Source organism: Streptomyces sp. NPDC002181 (assembly GCF_042890485.1).
In the GTDB taxonomy this organism is placed as follows: Bacteria; Actinomycetota; Actinomycetes; order Streptomycetales; family Streptomycetaceae; genus Streptomyces.
This window is the reverse complement of the sequence record NZ_JBIASC010000003.1, coordinates 610,565-627,648: the sequence shown is the minus strand read 5'-3', so window position 1 is coordinate 627,648 and position 17,084 is coordinate 610,565. Positions and strand designations below refer to the sequence as shown.

Annotated in this window: 17 protein-coding genes and 1 tRNA gene; 11 read left to right on the top strand and 7 right to left on the bottom strand. The window is 71.8% G+C overall.

Going from position 1 to position 17,084, the window contains the following annotated elements:
* Positions 1 to 40 precede the first annotated feature (40 nt).
* Together ACFYXV_RS12185 and ACFYXV_RS12180 are read right to left on the bottom strand one after the other, a co-directional pair.
* Positions 41 to 1,147: a sugar ABC transporter substrate-binding protein gene (locus tag ACFYXV_RS12185; RefSeq protein ID WP_385474996.1), complete on the bottom strand. Its 1,107-nt coding sequence runs from the start codon at positions 1,145 to 1,147 to the stop codon at positions 41 to 43.
* 270 nt (positions 1,148 to 1,417) lie between these two features.
* Positions 1,418 to 2,137, bottom strand: a complete 720-nt coding sequence (locus ACFYXV_RS12180) for a GNAT family N-acetyltransferase (protein WP_389382801.1) — start codon at positions 2,135 to 2,137, stop codon at positions 1,418 to 1,420.
* Positions 2,138 to 2,262: 125 nt separating this feature from the next.
* Here ACFYXV_RS12180 and ACFYXV_RS12175 point away from each other — a divergent pair, with 125 nt between their 5' ends.
* Genes ACFYXV_RS12175 through ACFYXV_RS12165 form a run of 3 tightly spaced genes read left to right on the top strand, consistent with a single transcriptional unit; the run spans position 2,263 to position 4,781 of the window.
* The gene (locus ACFYXV_RS12175) at positions 2,263 to 3,129 is read left to right on the top strand and encodes a class II aldolase/adducin family protein (RefSeq protein WP_385474991.1); all 867 of its coding nucleotides are present in this window, start codon (positions 2,263 to 2,265) and stop codon (positions 3,127 to 3,129) included.
* A 12-nt stretch (positions 3,130 to 3,141) separates the two neighbouring features.
* Positions 3,142 to 3,879, top strand: a complete 738-nt coding sequence (locus ACFYXV_RS12170) for a TetR/AcrR family transcriptional regulator (protein ID WP_389382800.1) — start codon at positions 3,142 to 3,144, stop codon at positions 3,877 to 3,879.
* A complete protein-coding gene (locus tag ACFYXV_RS12165) occupies positions 3,876 to 4,781 on the top strand; it encodes an alpha/beta fold hydrolase (RefSeq protein ID WP_389382799.1) in 906 nt (301 codons plus the stop codon). The genes ACFYXV_RS12170 and ACFYXV_RS12165 overlap by 4 nt, the downstream gene beginning before the upstream one ends.
* Before the next feature lie 24 nt (positions 4,782 to 4,805).
* Here the strand turns inward: ACFYXV_RS12165 and ACFYXV_RS12160 are convergent, their stop codons facing one another.
* Entirely contained in the window at positions 4,806 to 6,437 is a 1,632-nt protein-coding gene (locus ACFYXV_RS12160) for a serine/threonine-protein kinase (protein WP_389382798.1), read from the bottom strand.
* 142 nt (positions 6,438 to 6,579) lie between these two features.
* Complete coding sequence (locus ACFYXV_RS12155; protein WP_389382797.1) at positions 6,580 to 9,150, bottom strand: discoidin domain-containing protein; 2,571 nt, start codon at positions 9,148 to 9,150, stop codon at positions 6,580 to 6,582.
* A 319-nt stretch (positions 9,151 to 9,469) separates the two neighbouring features.
* Here ACFYXV_RS12155 and ACFYXV_RS12150 point away from each other — a divergent pair, with 319 nt between their 5' ends.
* The 7 genes from ACFYXV_RS12150 (at position 9,470) to ACFYXV_RS12120 (ending at position 14,822) form a co-directional block, all read left to right on the top strand.
* A complete protein-coding gene (locus ACFYXV_RS12150) occupies positions 9,470 to 10,297 on the top strand; it encodes a hypothetical protein (RefSeq protein WP_385474983.1) in 828 nt (275 codons plus the stop codon).
* A 26-nt stretch (positions 10,298 to 10,323) separates the two neighbouring features.
* Positions 10,324 to 10,986, top strand: coding sequence for a class F sortase (locus ACFYXV_RS12145; protein ID WP_385835623.1), 663 nt, complete (start codon positions 10,324 to 10,326; stop codon positions 10,984 to 10,986).
* 62 nt (positions 10,987 to 11,048) lie between these two features.
* Positions 11,049 to 11,558 (top strand): pyridoxamine 5'-phosphate oxidase family protein, encoded by a 510-nt coding sequence (locus tag ACFYXV_RS12140; RefSeq protein ID WP_385474980.1) that lies wholly within the window; start codon positions 11,049 to 11,051, stop codon positions 11,556 to 11,558.
* Positions 11,559 to 11,668: 110 nt separating this feature from the next.
* Positions 11,669 to 12,463 carry a hypothetical protein gene (locus ACFYXV_RS12135; RefSeq protein ID WP_389382796.1) on the top strand — a complete coding sequence of 265 codons (795 nt, stop codon included), beginning with the start codon at positions 11,669 to 11,671 and terminating at the stop codon, positions 12,461 to 12,463.
* A gap of 206 nt (positions 12,464 to 12,669) precedes the next feature.
* Positions 12,670 to 13,260: an RNA 2',3'-cyclic phosphodiesterase gene (thpR, locus tag ACFYXV_RS12130; RefSeq protein ID WP_389382795.1), complete on the top strand. Its 591-nt coding sequence runs from the start codon at positions 12,670 to 12,672 to the stop codon at positions 13,258 to 13,260.
* 264 nt (positions 13,261 to 13,524) lie between these two features.
* Complete coding sequence (locus ACFYXV_RS12125; protein WP_385475015.1) at positions 13,525 to 13,932, top strand: C40 family peptidase; 408 nt, start codon at positions 13,525 to 13,527, stop codon at positions 13,930 to 13,932.
* Positions 13,933 to 14,060: 128 nt separating this feature from the next.
* Positions 14,061 to 14,822, top strand: coding sequence for a GNAT family N-acetyltransferase (locus ACFYXV_RS12120; protein ID WP_389382794.1), 762 nt, complete (start codon positions 14,061 to 14,063; stop codon positions 14,820 to 14,822).
* Between the two features lie 46 nt (positions 14,823 to 14,868).
* Here ACFYXV_RS12120 and ACFYXV_RS12115 read toward each other — a convergent pair whose 3' ends face one another.
* On the bottom strand, positions 14,869 to 15,306 hold the full coding sequence (locus ACFYXV_RS12115; protein ID WP_389382793.1) for an SRPBCC family protein: 438 nt from the start codon (positions 15,304 to 15,306) through the stop codon (positions 14,869 to 14,871).
* The gene (locus ACFYXV_RS12110) at positions 15,303 to 16,091 is read right to left on the bottom strand and encodes an SDR family oxidoreductase (protein WP_389382792.1); all 789 of its coding nucleotides are present in this window, start codon (positions 16,089 to 16,091) and stop codon (positions 15,303 to 15,305) included. The genes ACFYXV_RS12115 and ACFYXV_RS12110 overlap by 4 nt, the downstream gene beginning before the upstream one ends.
* A gap of 207 nt (positions 16,092 to 16,298) precedes the next feature.
* On the opposite strand from ACFYXV_RS12110, the gene ACFYXV_RS12105 reads away from it, so the two are divergent.
* Complete coding sequence (locus tag ACFYXV_RS12105; protein ID WP_385474968.1) at positions 16,299 to 16,901, top strand: TetR/AcrR family transcriptional regulator; 603 nt, start codon at positions 16,299 to 16,301, stop codon at positions 16,899 to 16,901.
* A gap of 99 nt (positions 16,902 to 17,000) precedes the next feature.
* Here the strand turns inward: ACFYXV_RS12105 and ACFYXV_RS12100 are convergent.
* Positions 17,001 to 17,074: transfer RNA gene (locus ACFYXV_RS12100), tRNA-Met, on the bottom strand.
* Between the last annotated feature and the right edge of the window lie 10 nt (positions 17,075 to 17,084).

The following is a 17,084-nucleotide window of genomic DNA, read 5'->3' as shown; positions in this document are numbered from 1 at the left end:
CCGGTTCAGGCCGGTCCGGTCCGCTCCACCGCGCTCGCGCCTACTTCAGGCCTATCTCGTCGCAGGCGGCCTTGTACCGGTCGGTGCAGATCTCGGCGATGGTGTAGACGCCGTCGTAGATCACCGTCGACCTGATGTTGTTCTTCGTCAGCGCGATGCCCGGGACGAGCACGGACGGCACGCCCTTGACGGTCGGGCTGTCGACGACCTGGTTGATGAGTCCGTCGATCTTCTCGCCCTGGGCGAGGGAGACGGCCATTTCCGCGGCGGCCGCGGCCTCGGGCGCGTAGCTCTTGTAGACGGTCATGTACTGCTCGCCCGCGACGATCCGCTGCACACCGGCGAGTTCCGCGTCCTGGCCGGTGACCGGGGGAAGCGAGGAGACTCCGGCGGCCTTGAGCGCGCTGATGATGCCGCCCGCCATGCCGTCGTTGGCGGAGTAGACGCCGATGATCTTTCCCTTGCCGAGCGCGGAGAGCGCGGCCGTCATGTTGGCGTTGGCGTTCTCCGGCTTCCAGCCAAGGGTGTCGTACTCCTTGCCGATCGTCACCTTGCCGTCGAGGACGGAGTGCGCGCCGGACTTGAAGCCCTTGGCGTTCGGGTCGGTGACCGAGCCGTTCATCATGACGATCTGGCCGTCCTTGGCCTTGTCGCCGAGAGCCTCCAGCAGGGCCTTGGCCTGGACCTTGCCCACGTCTTCATTGTCGAAGGAGGTGTAGGCGTCGATCGGGCCCTCGGCGAGACGGTCGTAGGCGATGACCGGAATACCGGCGTCCTTGGCTTTCTTGACCGCTCCCGCAATGGCCTTCGCGTCCACCGCGTCAATGATGATCACATTCACCTTGCGGGCGATCATGTCGTCGACCTGGGCGTTCTGGGCTGCCGCATCCTGCTTGGCATTGGCGTAGACCACTTGGCCCTTATTGCGCGTGAACTTGGCGATTTCCTTCTCGATCAGCGGCTTGTCGAACTTCTCGTAGCGAGCCGTCTGGTCTTCCGGGAGCAGGAGGCCCACCTTGATGGCCTCGTTCTTCGCCGAGCCGCCGGATCCCGCGTCGGCGCCCTCCGTACTGCCGCAGGCGGCGAGCGAGACGGATGCCGTGGCAGCGGTGACCGCTACGACGACCCGGGCGAGATGCGAGTTCACGACGTAAACCTCCCTGAGCAGGCCGTGTCCTTTCGGCCGAGGTAGACGCAGTCAACTCGGCACCGACACCCCCGTCAAGAAGTGAACTATTAACGAGATGGCAACGTTGCCATCACGCTCCGCTTCGGCGTAATTCGGTGATTAGCCTGCCTTTTCAGCACGATTGGCACTGACGTGAGGGTTCAAGTCATGAAGAGGCGCGCGGGCGAAATCCCGGCATTCCGAGAAGGCGCCGCGAACGGCCGGCGGCGCCTCCCGTCATGAATGCGCTCAGGCCCCGGCCGCCGGGCGGCCGCCGCCCGGCGCGCGGCGCATCGGCCACAGGGTCGGGCCGCCGCCCGGGAGCCGGACCTCGCCGAGCACCGTGAAGCCGAAGTGCCCGTAGAAGGGGAGGTTGGCCGGCTTGGAGGACTCCAGGTACACGGGCAGGCCGGCCTCGTCGGCCTTGGCGAGGCCGGAGCGCAGGAGGGCGGCTCCGTGGCCCTGACCCCGGGCGGCCGGGTCCGCGCCGATCACGGCCAGGTACCAGTGCGGCTCCGGGGGCCCCTCCCCGGCGGCGGCCTCCGCGGCCCGCCGGAACAGCGGGGCCCGGTCGCCGAGGATCCCGGAGAGCTCCGCGATGGTCGCGGCGTCGGGAACGGCCTTGTCCTGCGCGCCCGGCGGAACCCAGAAGGCGGCTGCCGCGCGGGTGTGCTCACAGACGCCGTGGCGCGCGTACTGCCGGGTGAAGATCGTGCTGAAGTACCGGCCCAGCAGGGCCTCACGCGCGGCCGCACCGGGCCGACCGGACCCGTCGGGCCGACCGGGCCGACCGGGCCGACCGGGCCCACCGGCAACCCCGGCGACCCCGTCGCCGTCGGCGGCCCCGTCCGGGAAGAACCAGCGCATCATCGGGTCGTCGTCGAACGCGAGGGCCAGGGTGCGGCCTATCCGTGACGCATCGTCAATCGACGCCGGTTTGGGCATGTTTGTCATCGGCATACGGCTCATTCTGCACCCGATGATCTTGCCCGCTCGCGCCGGGGTGCCCGCGGCCGCGACCCGGGGTCTTGCGTGATGCGTCCACTGGACGCAAGATATGCGTCCAGTGGACGCATAATCGAGAGAGGCGGGGCATGAACCGTACGACGGGCACCCACGGACACCACGAGACCGACCCGGACACCGGCCCGGGGGACAGCGGGAACGAGTGGCGCGGCAGCGCCTTCGTCCCCCGCCAGGAGAACCTCGAACTGCCCCTGCCCCCGGCGTTCACCGACCCCGCGCAGGAGCGCGAGCACCGCAAGCAGCGGCTCGCCGGAGCCTGCCGCGTCTTCGGCCGCCTCGGCTTCTCGGAAGGGGTCGCGGGACACATCACCGTGCGGGACCCGGAGTACACCGACATGTTCTGGGTCAACCCGTTCGGCATGTCCTTCCGGCACGTCCGCGTCAGCGACCTGATCCTCGTCGACCACGAAGGACAGGTCCGCCACGGCAGGCGGCCCGTCAACCGGGCGGGCTTCGTGATCCACTCCGCGATCCACGCGGCCCGACCCGACGTGATCGCCGCGTGCCACGCACACGCCGTCCACGGCAAGGCCTTCTCCAGCCTCGGGCGCCCGCTGGACCCGATCACCCAGGACGCGTGCGCCGTGTACGAACACCACACCGTGCACCGGGACGGCGCCGGCGCCGTGGTGGTCGAGGAGGAGGCGGGCCGACAGCTCGCGGCGGGGCTGGGGCCGCACAAGGCCGTGATCCATCAGAACCACGGCATCTTCACGGTCGGCGAATCGGTCGACGAGGCGGCCTGGTGGTTCATCTCCATGGAACGCAGCGCCCAGGCGCAGCTGCTGGCCGAGGCCGCGGGCACCCCGCACCTGATCGACCCCGAGTCCGCCCGGTACACCAGGGACCAGACCGGTTTCCCCCTCGCGGGGTGGTTCTCCTTCCAGCCCCTGTGGGACGAGATCGTCCGCGCGGAACCCGACCTCTTCGAGTAGGCTCCGCCACCCATGACGCTCCAGCACGAAACCGAGCCGGCCCCCGCGCACCCCGGATCACCCGCCTGGTGGCAGGCCCGGTACGCCGAACGCGACCGGCGCCGGCCCCGCCAGGGCGGGCTGACGCTCGACCGGATCACGGCGGGCGCGCTCGAACTGGCCGACCGGGAGGGCCTGGACGCGCTCACCATGCGCCGGCTCGGCGAACGCCTCCAGGTCCGCCACACCTCCTTGTACCGGCACGTCGCGAGCAGGGAGGAGCTCCTGATCGAGACCGTCGACCACATGCTGGGCGAGATCCGGCTGCCCGAACTGCGCGGGGACTGGCGGGCCGGGCTGGAGCGCGGAGCGCTGGAGTTCCGCCGGGTCCTCGCGGCGCACCCGGCGGTCGTCCCGCTGCTGACCTCCGGGCAATTGCTCGGCCCCAACGCCCTGCGGGCCCGTGAGCACGCCCTCGGGCAGCTCCTCGCCCACGGGTGGAGTCCGCGGTCGGCCGTCCACGTCTACCTCACGGTCACCCACTTCGTGATCGGCGCCGCCGTGCTCGACTCCGGCGGCGCCGCCCGGACCGCCGGACAGCGCGCCGCGATGGCCGAGCTGTTCGGATCCCTCTCCCCGCTCACCCACCCGTCCGTCCACCGCCACGCGGAGCTGCTCAACTCCCTCGATTCCGAAGCGGAGTTCGAGTTCGGCCTGCGGACCCTGCTGTACGGGCTGGACCACCGGCACTCCGAGGAGGCCCCCGCATGAGCGGCGAACACATGAGGGGCGGACACATGAGGGGCGAACGCGCCCTGCCGCCGCTGCGCGGCTGGACCGAAGGCGGCAGTACCACGCTGGTCGGCGGGCACCGCGTCTTCGTGCGCCAGGACGGTCCGCCGCTCGGCCCGCCCGTCACCCTCCTCCACGGGTTCCCGACCTCCTCGCACGACTGGGCGGCCGTGGTACCGGTGCTCGCCGCGGCCGGAATGCGGGTCACGACGCTCGACCTGCTCGGTTTCGGCGAGAGCGACAAGCCGCGGCGCCACCGCTATGCGGTGCTCGACCAGGCCTCGCTCGTCGAGGAGGTCTGGCGGCGGTGCGCGATCGGCTCCACGGCCCTGGTCGCGCACGACTACGGAGTGAGCGTCGGCCAGGAGCTGCTGGCCCGCGACCCGGCCCGGATCACCCACATGGCCTGGCTGAACGGCGGCCTCTACCCCGACCTGCACCGCCCCGTGCCGATCCAGCGCCTGCTGCACGGCCCCCTCGGCCCGCTCCTCGCACCGTTCACCACGGAGCGCCGCTTCGCGGCGACCCTGCGCACCGTGCTGGGCCGCTCCCCCCATGACGGGGACCTCCACGACCTGTGGGTGTCCGCCTCCCGCGCCGACGGCCACCGCCTCGCCCCGCGCCTGCTGCGCTACATCGACGAGCGCCGTGTGCACCGGGACCGGTGGGTCTCGGCGCTGGAGGAGTTCGCCGGTCCCACGCTGTTCGTGTGGGGCCCGGCCGACCCGATCAGCGGCGCCCACGTACTGGCCCGGATCCGGGTGCGCATGCCGGACGCCCACGTGGTGGAGCTGACGGGCCCGCCGGCCGTCGGGCACTACCCCCAGCTGGAAGACCCGGAAACGGTGGCGGCGGCCCTGGTCGGTTTCCTCGCGTCCTGAGAGACCCCGGCGCGGCGGCCGGACTCAGCGGTTGCGGGCCAGCGCCGCGGGGGCTCCCGCCGACTGTGCGCCCTCGGATTCCAGTCTGAGGCGGTCCGCGGACACCATGGTCAGCACGTAGAGGTTGCCCTGGGGACAGTCGAACGAGGCGGCGCGGTCGGTCGGATGGCTGGTCACCGCCGCGAAGACCGCCGTGTTCCCCTTGATCTGCTGGAGTTTGAGCGCCTCGGTACAGCCCAGGTCACGCCCGGAGGAGACCTCCTTCACGTTGCTGACCTGCTTGCCGACGATCTCGCCCGGGGCTCCGGCGTTCAACGTGACCGTGACCGAGAAGTCACCGGTCCTCGCCCGGGTGATCCCGTCCGCGTCCGGCGTCCCCGGCCCCACTGCGGACCACGTGCCGGCCCACGTCTGCGGCAGTGAGCCGGCGGAGGCCACCGGGGAGGACGACGGCGTGGACGAGGGGGTGGACGCCGGGGGCGAGGCGGCGGAGGATCCGCGGTCGTCATCGCCCTTGTGGAGCACGATCGCGAGCGTGACGGCCGCCGCGAGAACGGCGGCACCCGCGGCCGCCCCGAACACCGGCCGCCGCCGGAAGCCGAGCCCGGGACGAGGTCCGGCTCCGGCTCCGGCTCCGGTTCCGATCCCGGTCCCCGTCCCGCCCGCCGAAGACGCCGGAGCGTACGAGGGCGGCGGCGGGGGAAGCGGCGCGGTGCCCGTCCCGGCCGACGCGAAGGCCGGCGCGCCGGCCGGCGGCCGCGGCCCGGTCAGGAGCCGGCGGAGTTCGGCCTCCCGGCGTCCGGCCTCCGCGACCAGGGCCGGCGGCGCCGCCGCGCTCCACTCCCCCTCCTCCGCCGCGCCGAGCCGTGCCCGTACCTCCTCGGCCGTCGGCCGCCCGGCCGGTTCCTTGGCCAGGCACTCCCGTACCAGCGCGAGCAGTGCCTCCGGCACCCCGTCGAGCACGGGCTCGTCGTGCACGATCCGGTACAGCAGGGCCGGCAGCGAGAGCTCCTCGCCGCCCGTGACGAAGGGGCTGCGGCCGGTCGCGGCGTACACGAGGACCGCGGCCAGCGAGAACACGTCGGCCGGTGCCTCCGCCACGGCGCCGACCGCCTGCTCCGGCGCGAGGAAGCCGGGCGTGCCGATGACGGCGCCCGTCTGCGTGTGGCGGGGGTCGCGGACGGCGCGGGCGATGCCGAAGTCGATGAGGAAGGGCCGCTCGGGGCCGAGCAGCACGTTCGCCGGCTTGATGTCGCGGTGTACGACACCCGCCGCCCGTACGGCGACCAGCGCGGCCGAGAGTTCCCGGGCCAGGCACCGCAGGGCCGGTTCCGGCAGCGGCCCGTACTGCCGCACCCAGTCGCCGAGCGAGGGCGCGGCGATGTACTCCGTCGCCAGCCACTGCGGGAGCACGCCAGGCGCGCTGAAGTCCACGACCGAGACCGTCCACGGGCTGCGTACGCGGTCGTTGGTGCGTATCTCGCGGGCGAACCGGTCCGCGAAGTCCGGTTCCAGGCTCAGCTCGCGGTGCACGGTCTTGAGGGCCAGCGGCCGGCCGGAAGGGGTCCGGGCCAGGAACACCTCGCCCATTCCGCCCTCGCCGAGCCGCGCCAGCAGGCGGTATCCGCCGATCTCCGGCAGGTCACCAGGCCGCAAAGACTCCACTGAACTCCCCCGTCCCCCAGGACCGCTGCACGGCCCGCGGCGAACGGACCGTCCGGTGGATCAACTTAGCGGACGGGCGCGCCCCGCAGCGGTGTCCGGCCGGCTCGGCGGCCGCCGGACACCGCGCGCGGGATCAGGAGACGGTGATGAACTTCGCGGTGCTCGGCACCCCTTGGGCGTCGAGGGCGAAGAGCATGTAGTTCCCCGGCAGGACCACGCCGGTGTCCGCCGGTATGGACACCGTGTACGCGCCGCCTCCCTTGGCCGTGGAGGTCAGCGGGACCCGCCTCTGGTCGTTGTCCGTGGAGTGCGTGGCGGCCGCGGCCCGCATCAGGACGAAGGAGGCCACCGGGGCCTGGGTGCTCACCGTGAGCGAGGCGCCGGGGGACGCCTTGGAGGGTACGCCCCCGGTGATGGCGGGACGCGGCTTCGGCGATCCGTCCGCGTTCAGCAGGTACGGCGGGGTGAAGACGGCCCCGTCGGCGTGGTTGGTCGCGCAGTCACCGCACAGGCCTCCGCCGCCCGAGAAGATCCGGCCGTCCGGCAGCAGGTTGGCCACGCTGTGGTAGTTGCGCGGTATGGCCATGGTGGCGAGCGGGGTGAAGGTGCCGGTCGCCGGGTCCCACAGCTCGGGGGCCAGTACGGAGGTGGCGTCGCTGAAGGGCACCGGACGGGCCTGTCCGCCGAAGACGGCCACCTTTCCGTCGGGGAGGACGACGCTGTTGCTGAAGGCGCGGGCGTGCTCCATGTCCCCGGTGCGGGCGGCCTGTACGGCCTGGCCGCCGCCCGGGATGGTCACGGTGTAGGCGCGCCGGGTGGCCGGGGTCTTCTCGTAGGCGGGCGAGCCGCCCAGGGTGAGCAGTTTGCCGATGTCGTACGCGACGGCGTTGCCGGTCATGGCGTCCTGGCTGTCGGCCCGGGTTCCGGCGGGGGTGATGCTGCCGCGGCCTGCGGTGGAGATCCAGTTCATCTGCTTGCTCGGCCCCAGTTGCAGTACGTTGCCGCCCGAAGTGGCGTACAGCCACATGTGGTTGTCGGCCCGGTAGGGTCCGGCCGGGTCCGCGGTGAGCGCGGGAGCTGCCGGGACACCGGGGAGCGTGCGCCAGGTGCGGGTGTCCGGCGACCAGGCCTCGCCGGCCTTGTCCGTGTTCGCGGCCCCGCTCCAGGATCCGCCGAGGACGAAGGCCTCGCCGGTGGAGAGCAGGGTCATCGCCTGGTAGCCGCGGGCTATGTTCATGCTGGTGGTGGCGGACCATTGGTCGGTGGCCGGGTCGTAGATGCTCGCCTTCTCGGCGTTGCTCCCGCCGGTGACGAGCACGCGGCCGTCGGCCAGCATGGCTATGCCGGGGCAGAACATGTCGTGGCCGGTGTTGTCGATGCGCCGCTGCGTGACCTTGCCGGTCTTCAGGTCGAGGATCGCGGTCTGTGTGTAGCCGTTGCTGCCGCCGAAGCGGTCGACGGCGTACGCGGACCAGGCCAGCAGTTTGTCACCGGGCAGGGCGGCGGTGGCGACGGGCACCAGGGGGAAGCCGGTGATCCGGTCCCAGGAGCCGTGGACGGCCGGGCTGGCCGGTCCGCTGAGGCGTATCTCCCCGGCCGAGGTCCAGGGCCCGCGGCCGCCGGCCTCGCTGGTCACGGTCAGGCGTACGTAGCGCGCGGTCTCCGTGCGCAGGAACGTGGCGGTCTTGACGGTGTCGTCGTCGCGCCAGGTGCCCGCGGCGACCGGGGCTCCGAAGGCCGTGCCGTCGGTGCTGGTGGCGATCGTGTACGCGCCGGCCCGTCCGTTGCCCCAGTCCAGGCGGGGGTGGTAGACGAGGGCGGAGACGGCCGTGCTGCGGTGCATGTCGATGGTGATGCTGTGCGGCAGCGGGGCGGGAGTACCCGACCACCTGCTGTGCCACAGGGTGTTGGGGTCGCCGTCGAGCACGTTGGCCGCGCGGCCGTTCTCGCCGGTGGTCTCCTCGTCGCTCGCCGCGGCCGTCCAGCCCGTCCGGGGCAGGTCGACGGTGGCGGCGGGGGTGCCGGGGTCGCCGAGCAGGTTGATCTCGGCGGCGGAGGTCCAGGGCCCGCGGCCACCGGCCTCGGTGAGCGCCGTCAGCCGTACGAAGCGGGCCCCTTGCGGGGCGAAGCCGAGCGTCTTGGCGCTGCCGTCGTCCGCGAGCGTGCCCGTGGCGACGGGGTTCGCCGCCGCCCAGTCCTGTCCGTCCGTGCTGACGCTGATGGCGTACTCGCCGACGCGGCCGTTGGGTCCGTCGGCGCGGGGGAGGTAGACGAGTGCGGAGACGACGGCGGTGCGGTGCATGTCGATGGTGAGGGTGTGGGGCAGCGGGGTGGGCGCAGCGGCCCACTTGCTGTGCCAGATGGTGTTGGTGTTGCCGTCGAGCACGTTGGCGGCGCGGCCGTTCTCGCCGGCGGTCTCCTCGTCACCGGCCGCGGCCGTCCAGCCGGTCCGGTCGAGGACGGGAGCCGTGGGTTCCATGGCGTTGGCGGGCGCGATGCCGTGGTGGGGTGACTGGCGAGCGGTCTGCTGGTCGAACGGAACGGGTGCGGGCCGCGGTGAGGGCGCACGGCCGGCCGCGGCCGGGCCGGTGACACCGATCCAGGGCGTCAGCCCGATCAGCAGTGATCCGAGCCCGAGGGCGATGAGTAGGTGGGAGCGGCGTAAGACGCGGGGAAAGGCGAGGAAGCGTCGCCTGTGCTGCAATCTGACCTCCTGGGGTGAACTGGTGCATACCCCACAGAACATAGATCAGTGCGGTGATAACTCGGGTGCGGTCAGAGGGAGTTGGCGCGAACCCGCGCACCCCGACGCCAAGTACCGCTCCTTTCGCCGGTATTTCCCGACCGGCTCACGGCCCGCCTTCGCCGCGGCCCGCGCACTTCCCGGAAGTTTTTCGAAGAGCCACCCATCCGGGGGCGCCGACGCTCCGAAGTAGCGGCGAGACCCTCTCCGGGGGCTCACTTCACCCCCGTACGATCTGCGGTCCCCCTCCCGGGAGGGGGACCGCGGAACAGGAGCGAATGTGATAGCCAAGCGCACTGGTCGCCTCGTGGTACTCACCGCCGGGCCCGCCGCCGTCTGCCTCGCCCTCGGGCTGTCCTGCCCGGCCCTCGCCGCGGACGGCGGGAAGGCTTACCAGATCGACCTCGCGCAGCTCAACGATTCCGGTTCCCGGGGTACGGCCATGCTGAGCCTCAAGGGCAACCAGCTGACCGTGCAGATCGAGTCCGAGGGCATGGTGCCCGGGCAGCCCTCCGCCCAGCACCTGCACGGCTCGACCAAGGGGCACGACTTCAAGTGCCCGGACGCCACCGACGACACCAACCGCGACGGGGTCCTCAGCAACACCGAGGCCACCGTCGACTACGGCGACATCAACATCTCGCTCACGACCTCCGGGGACACCAAGGCGGCGAGCGGGCTCGCGGTGGATCGGATGCCCGTGGCCGACAAGCAGGGCAAGCTCTCGTACAAGCGGACGATCACGGTCGCGCAGGACGTGGTCGACCACATCAAGGACCTGCACATCGTGCAGCACGGCATCGACCGCAACGGCAACGGCACGTACGACGTCCAGGGGGCCGGCAAGAGCGAGCTCGACCCGAAGCTGCCCCAGGAGGCGACGGCCCCGACCAACTGCGGCATGGTGATGGGCGCGTCGGTGGGCTCGATCCCGGTCGGCGGCATCGAGACGGGCGGCGGCACCGCGCAGGGCGGGACGCAGAGCGCGACGATGCCGGCCGGCGCGGCACTCGCCGTATCCGCGGCGGCGGCCGGGGTGGTGCTCCTCGCACGGCGGCGGACCTCGCCGGTCCCGGCCCGTACGGCAACCGAGGGCGCCGCCGCATGAATCCCGGCCGCACCTCCCCCCGAACCGTGCGCCGCGCTCTCGGCGCCGCCGTCCTCGCCACGCTGCTGCTGACCGCCTGCGGGGGCAAGGACCCGGGGACGTCCTCCGCGGCGGCGTCCCCCGCCCCGCCGGGCGGAGCCGGCGCCCCTCCCGGCGCGCAGGCGTCCGCGGGCGGACACCACACGCCGCCGCCGAAGGCGGGGGCGCAGGCCGGGGCGCAGGCCGAGCCGGCCCTGGCCCGGTCGGAGCCGCAGAAGATCGCCATCCCGTCCCTGGGCCTCTCCAGCACCTTGGAGACGCTGCGCCAGAACACGGACGGCAGCATGGAGACGCCGAAGAACCCCGCCCTCGCGGGCTGGTACGAGCCGGGCCCGACCCCCGGCTCCCAGGGGCCGGCCGTCATCGCCGGCCATGTCACCTGGAACGGCGCGGCGGCCGTGTTCGAGAAGCTGAAGACGATGAAGGCCGGTGACACCATCAAGGTCACCCGGCGGGACGCCAAGACGGCCACGTTCACGGTGGAGCGGGTGGCCGAGTATCCGAAGGCCGATTTCCCCACCCTCGACGTCTACAAGAACCTCGACTACGCGGGCCTGCGCCTGGTCACCTGCGGCGGCGACTTCGACCCGAAGAAGCACTACTACGACAGCAACGTGGTCGTCTTCGCCCGTATGACGAGCACCGCGTGACGACCCGGTCTCTCCTAAGCTGAGGTGGTATTGGCGATCAGACGTGGAAGGCGGGTGCGGCCGTGCAGCCGAGCGAGATCACCGAGGTCCTGAACCATCCCGTCAGTCAGGAGCTCCTCGCCCGCGACCTGGCCCGCCTCGCCTACGCCGCGAAGGACGGCACGCCCCGTGTCGTCCCGATCGGCTTCTTCTGGAACGGCTCCGAGATCGTCATGTGCACAGCGAAGAACGCGCCGAAGGTCGCGGCCCTGCGCGCCAACCCGGCGGTCGCCCTGACGATCGACACCGAGGTGCACCCGCCGAAGATCCTGCTCGTCCGCGGGCGGGCGGAACTGGACGTCGTCGAGGGCATCCCGGAGGAGTTCCTGGAGTCGAACGGGGCGTACACGATGACGCCCGAGCAGCGGCTCCAGTGGGAGGCGGAGGTCCGATCGCTCTACGACGGCATGGTCCGGATCGTCGTCGCCCCGACCTGGGCGAAGATGATCGACTTCGAGACGACCCTGCCGAGCGCCGTCGAGGAACTGGTACGCGAACGGGGCGAACGCCAGGGCGGCCAGCCGGCGCGGTAGGCCGGCCGGCCGCAGCCCGCGTTCCGGATCGGAGGACGGCCTCCGGCCCGACGACGTGACGGTCCACCCACCGAATGGCCCCGTGGGACACACCGGCGCACCCTGAAAGGGTGAAGACCGAAGGGTCCCCCGCGGCCCGCGGCGCGATCGCGGGATTCCTGGAGAATCCCGTCATCGGCATGGCGCCGTGGATCATCTTTTCGCTCCTCGTCGGGCCGGGCAGGTTCGAGATCTCGGTCGTCCTGGCCCTCGCGACGACGATCGTGCTGGTCACGGCCGGGCGGGTGGTCAACAAGGGCAGCTCGTGGAAGCTGCTGGAAATCGCCGACCTCGTCTTCTTCGCGGTCCTCGCCGTCATAGGCCTGCTCGCGAGCGAGGGCACGCGCAAGTGGCTGGAGACGTACGCGGGCGAGGTCTCCAATATCGCCCTCGTCCTGATCGCCTTCGGGTCCATGGCGATCCGCATGCCGTTCACCCTCCAGTACGCGCGGGAACGCGTCGATCCGGAGTACTGGAACAAACCCACGTTCTTGAGGACGAACTACCTGATCACCGGGGTGTGGGGGCTTGCGTTCCTGGTGGCCGCGGCAGCGGGCGCGTACGGCGACCTGGTGCTGCACAATCCGAACAACCTCTGGACCGGATGGATCATCCAGATCCTGGCCATCGTCGGGGCCGTGCGCTTCACCGACTGGTATCCGGAAGTCGCACGCGCCCGGGCCCTGCGGGAGGCCGGGCAGCCCGTCCCCGAGCCGCCGAACCTCGCCGGGATGTTCATCCCCCTGGCCGGACTGCTGGTGCCGATCGGCATCGCCGTCCTGATCTTCGACAACATGTGGTGGCTCGGCGTGGGGCTGATCGTGGTGGGCGCCACGCTCACGAAGCGTCTGACCGCGCACGACTGACCGGCGGGCCGCGCCCCCACCGGGCGGCGGCCCACCGGGAGGCGGCCGACCGGGAGGCGGCCGCCACCGCGTGGGCCAAGGGTTTTGCGTGGAAACACAATTGACAGATGGTCAGCTCCCACCCCTCGCCCCCGCCCGGTCCGCCCCACGGCCGCGGGCCGGGGCGGAAGATGACTGGAGCGCCGGGGTGCGGTACGAAGTCCCACGTGAACGATCAGATCCAGCCCCCCTCCGCCGCCGCGACCACCCGCGTGTTCATCGCCCTCGCGCCGCCCGACGACGCCAAGGAGGAACTGGCCCGGGAGCTGCGGCCCTCGTACCGCGCCTACCCCGACCTGCGGTGGAACCGCATCGAGGACTGGCACATCACCCTGGCCTTCCTCGGCGAACTCCCGGTCTCCGCCGTCCCGCTCCTCCGGCCCCCGCTCGCCGCCCTCGCGGCGGCGCACCGGCCGCTTGAGCTGGCGCTGCGCGGCAGCGGGCACTTCGACCAGCGGGTCCTCTGGAGCGGTGTAGACGGGGAGATCGAAGGGCTGCACCTGCTGACTTCGCGGGTCCGTACCGTCGTCAGGGAATGCGGCATCGCCTTCGAGGACCGGCCGCTGCGCCCCCACCTCACGCTGGCCCGCTCCCGTCGCAGCGACCCGTCCGGCACGCTGGAAGTCACCGCCACGCTCACGGAGTTCGCCGGCCGCACATGGCGGGCCGAACGCCTCCATCTCGTCGGCAGCAACATAGGCCGCGGCCCCGGCCCGATCCACTACCGCGACATCGAGTCCTGGGAATTCGCACAATAATCCATACGTACAAACCATGACGATTTTACTGAACCGAGATATTTGAAGCCGTGTCCGATGACGGGAACTTCGCACCGATCGGTCAAAACTGGTCCGCCATCGAGAGCCAGTACGCAATGTCACCGACGCAGAACCTCACCGGGACTGTTTCAGCAACACAATGCGGAGGTATCACGATTGAGTTGCACCAGAACGGACAACCGAAAACACCGCACCGACCACCGCACGAACCGCCGTATCGCCACCGTCCTCACGTTCTGCGTCATAATCTCCCTCGCCAGCTTCACCGGCCCCGCCGCCGCCGAGGCCGCGGCGGCCTCACCGTACGGCGCCAAGGCCGTCGAAATCGCCGCATCCAAGCGGGGTGCGCCGTACGTCTACGGCGCGACGGGACCGCGGGAATTCGATTGTTCGGGCCTCACGCTCTATGCCTTCCGACAGGCCGGCCGGGTGCTCCCCCGCACCGCCGACGAGCAGTACGAACACACACGCCACATCGGCCGTGTTCAGCGCGTACCGGGCGATCTGGTCTTCTTCCCCGCAGGCGCGACCATAGGACATGTGGGAATTTACGCCGGTCATGACAAGATCTGGCATGCCCCTCGGCCCGGCACCCGAGTACGGCTCGAACGCATCTGGAGCGGAAACGTCCGCTACACCCGTGCCACCTGAGCCTCCTGGTTCGCCTGAGCCGCCCGCTTTGAGGGCCCGGGGGCGTGGCCACCCGCCCGGGCGGCGTCGGGCCGTGACACCAGGAAATTCGAGGGCGGCCATGGCCCACGGCTGCTTACGCTCCCCCCATGCCACACTCAGCAATGCCCCGGATCACCTCCTTCATGTCCGCCTTCGCCCGCCGCCAGGCCGCACGCGTCGTCGACCTCCCGGGCGGGTTCGCCGTACATGACGACGCCTTCGCACACTCCCGCGCGAACAACCAGCTCGTCATCGAGACGGCGGTCGCCCCCGAGGCGCTGCCCGCCATCGCGGACGAGGCACTGGGGCATCTGCCGTACCGGCTGATCTCCGTCCTTGACGACGAAGTCGGCACGGCGTGCGCAGAGCCGCTCGTCCGGGCCGGATACACGCACTCCACCTATCTGGTCATGCTGCACGCGGGCCCGGTTCCGGCCGCCGGGTCCGCGGAGGTGGTGGACCTCGACGCCCTGCGCGTCCCGCTCACCCGGCGGTGGCGGGACCTGATTCCGGATGCCGACGACGCGGAGGTGCGCCACCTCGTCGACCGGCGCGAGGCCCGCCGCCGCGGGGCCGAGGTCGTTCGCTTCATCGGTGCCCGCACGGAGGAGGGCGAGGTGGCCTCATGGGCCGACCTGTATCTGGACCCGGCGACCGGCATGGCCCAGATCGAGGACCTGATCACCTCGGAAGCCCACCTCAGGCGCGGATACGCCGATGCCGTCCTGTCCACCGCCCTGCGCCTGGCCGCCGACCAGGACTGCGGTACCCGGTTCCTGACCGCCGATGCGGCGGACTGGCCCCGCCACTGGTACGAGCGCCGCGGCTTCTCCGTCATCGGCCACACTCACTGCTTCGAACGCGTCTGATCCCGGGAGGGACCCCAAGGCGGGCCCGGTGCCGGCAAGCCGCCCCCTAGCCGGCGAACCGCTCCCGCAGGGCCGCCAGGCCCGTCGCGTACGTGCCGTCGCCGAAGAGCTGCTCGACCTGGGCGACGGCCTCCTCGGAGTCCGCCCGGTACGTGCCCTCCCAGCGGACCTCCGCGCCCTCGGCGTGCGGGTGGACGGAGAGCGTCGCCTCGTAGCCGCTGACGGGGAACGCGGGGGCCTCGACGGAGTAGCGGTAGGCGTGGGCGGACGGGTCCTTGGCGAGGAGGCGCTCGCGGAGGACGACCCGGCCCTCGTACGTGAAGGCCCGCACCGCTCCCGGGGTTTCGGGGTCGGCCCCGTTCTCGATGGTGGAGGGCAGGAGGTACGGGTGCCAGTCGGGGAAGGCGCCGAAGTCGCCGATGACCTGCCAGACCTCGGCGGGGGCGGCGGGCACGCGGACGGTGCGCAGCAGCGTACGGGTCACCACGCCCCCTCGCCTCGCAGCGTGGCGTCGGCGCCGCCGTCTATGAAGACGATCTGACCGGTGACGTGGGTGTTCTCGGGCGAGCTCAGGAAGTCGAGGAGCGGGGCGACCTGGCCGGCGGCCGCGTGGCCGTGCAGGGGCATGGGGATGACCGAGTCGACGATCTCGCGCACGCCCGGGGCGGCGAGCATGGGCTCGGTCATGGGGGTGAGGACCGTGCCCGGGGCGATGGCGTTGAGCGGGATGCCGGCGCCCGCCCATTCGGCGGTGGCGGCGGTGCGGCGGACCCAGCGCGCGAGGGCGTTCTTGGACGAGCCGTAGATGGTGTGGCCTTCGCCGCGCTCCAGGGCGGCTTCCGCGGCGGCGGTCGCGGCGGGCTCGTCACCGGCGAGGGCGGCGTCGGCGATGGCCGGGTCATGGGGGTGGATCGCGGTGACCGACGAGATGACGACGGCGCGCGGGTCGTCGCCGGCGGCGAGCAGGGGGCGCAGTCCCTCCAAGGTGGCCACCGCGCCGAAGTAGTTGACCTTGATGGTCTGCGGGTCGAAGAGGTTGCGGCCCGCGGAGGCGATCACGGCGTCGAGGCCGCCGCCGCTCAGTTCCCGGGCCCGGTCCACGAGCCGCGCACGCCCCTCGGGCGTGGACAGGTCGGCGTCGATGTCCGAGCCGGCGAGGTCGGAGCCGAGCACGGTGTGGCCCTGGGCGCGGAGGCGGGCGGCGGTGGCTTCGCCGATGCCCGAGGCGGCTCCGGTGACGAGGTAGGTGCGGGGCCGGGCGGAGGACATGGGCACTCTCCTTGACTCGTGTCGCAGGCCGGTGATCCGTGATCTGCGTCCCGTGCGGGTTCGATCAACATACATTTATTGGCACGACGTGCCAAGTAGCGAGTTTGTGCCGCACCGAGTGCCTCGGTTGGCTGCCCGATCTCCGACCGGGCAGCATGGCCCCCTGTGAACGGGCACCTGAGCGGGGACGAGGAGGGGGATCGAGCGATGGCGGCAGAACGGGGCCGGCCGCCCCTGACGGAGCGGCGGCGGCAGGAGACCCGCGTCGAGATCGCGGAGACCGCGGCGGCGCTCTTCGCCGAACGCGGCTACGAGGCGACGACGGTCGAGGACATCACCGCGGCGGCCGGCGTCTCGCTCCGCACCTTCTACCGCTACTGCTCCTCGAAGGAGGACGCGCTCACCCCCCTCGTCACGTCCGGCGTCGGCCAGCTCGTCGACGCCCTGGCGGCCCAGCCGGCGGACGAGCCGCTGACCGCCGGCGTGGAGCGGGTGTTCGCCACGCCGATGTCCGAACGGCGCCTCGCGGACGCGGAGCCCGGCCGCGCCCTCGTCCGTCTCATGAGCGGTGTTCCGGCACTGCGGTCACGCTGGCTGGCGGCCGTGCAGGAGATGCGGGACCGGCTGCTGCCGGTGCTCGCCGCGCGGACGGGCAGAGCGGCCGACAGCCTGGAGGTACGGCTGCTGGCGGGTGCCCTGCTCGACTCGTTCACGGCGGCCGTGGAGCACTGGGCCGCCCAGGACGAACCGGAGGACCTCCTCGTACTCACGCGCCGCGCGCTCGCGTTCCTCCGGCTCGACGAGCTGTAGCGGCTGCGCGCAGGTCCGGACGGACGGACGGCCGCACCATCTGAGCCGCCGGTCATGCCGGTTGGGCCCCGCCTGCGCATGACGGGGCCCAACTCTTCGTGGCCGGGACGGGATTCGAACCCGTGACCTCTGGGTTATGAGCCCAGCGAGCTGCCCGGCTGCTCCACCCGGCGCCGGCTCCAC

Bases quoted from the DNA above. Each gene is read 5' to 3' on its own strand.
- ACFYXV_RS12175 (WP_385474991.1), top strand. From the start codon at position 2,263: ATGAACCGTACGACGGGCACCCACGGACACCACGAGACCGACCCGGAC.
- ACFYXV_RS12170 (WP_389382800.1), top strand. From the start codon at position 3,142: ATGACGCTCCAGCACGAAACCGAGCCGGCCCCCGCGCACCCCGGATCA.
- ACFYXV_RS12110 (WP_389382792.1), bottom strand. From the start codon at position 16,091: ATGTCCTCCGCCCGGCCCCGCACCTACCTCGTCACCGGAGCCGCCTCG.
- ACFYXV_RS12120 (WP_389382794.1), top strand. From the start codon at position 14,061: ATGCCACACTCAGCAATGCCCCGGATCACCTCCTTCATGTCCGCCTTC.
- ACFYXV_RS12165 (WP_389382799.1), top strand. From the start codon at position 3,876: ATGAGCGGCGAACACATGAGGGGCGGACACATGAGGGGCGAACGCGCC.
- ACFYXV_RS12105 (WP_385474968.1), top strand. From the start codon at position 16,299: ATGGCGGCAGAACGGGGCCGGCCGCCCCTGACGGAGCGGCGGCGGCAG.
- ACFYXV_RS12180 (WP_389382801.1), bottom strand. From the start codon at position 2,137: ATGAGCCGTATGCCGATGACAAACATGCCCAAACCGGCGTCGATTGAC.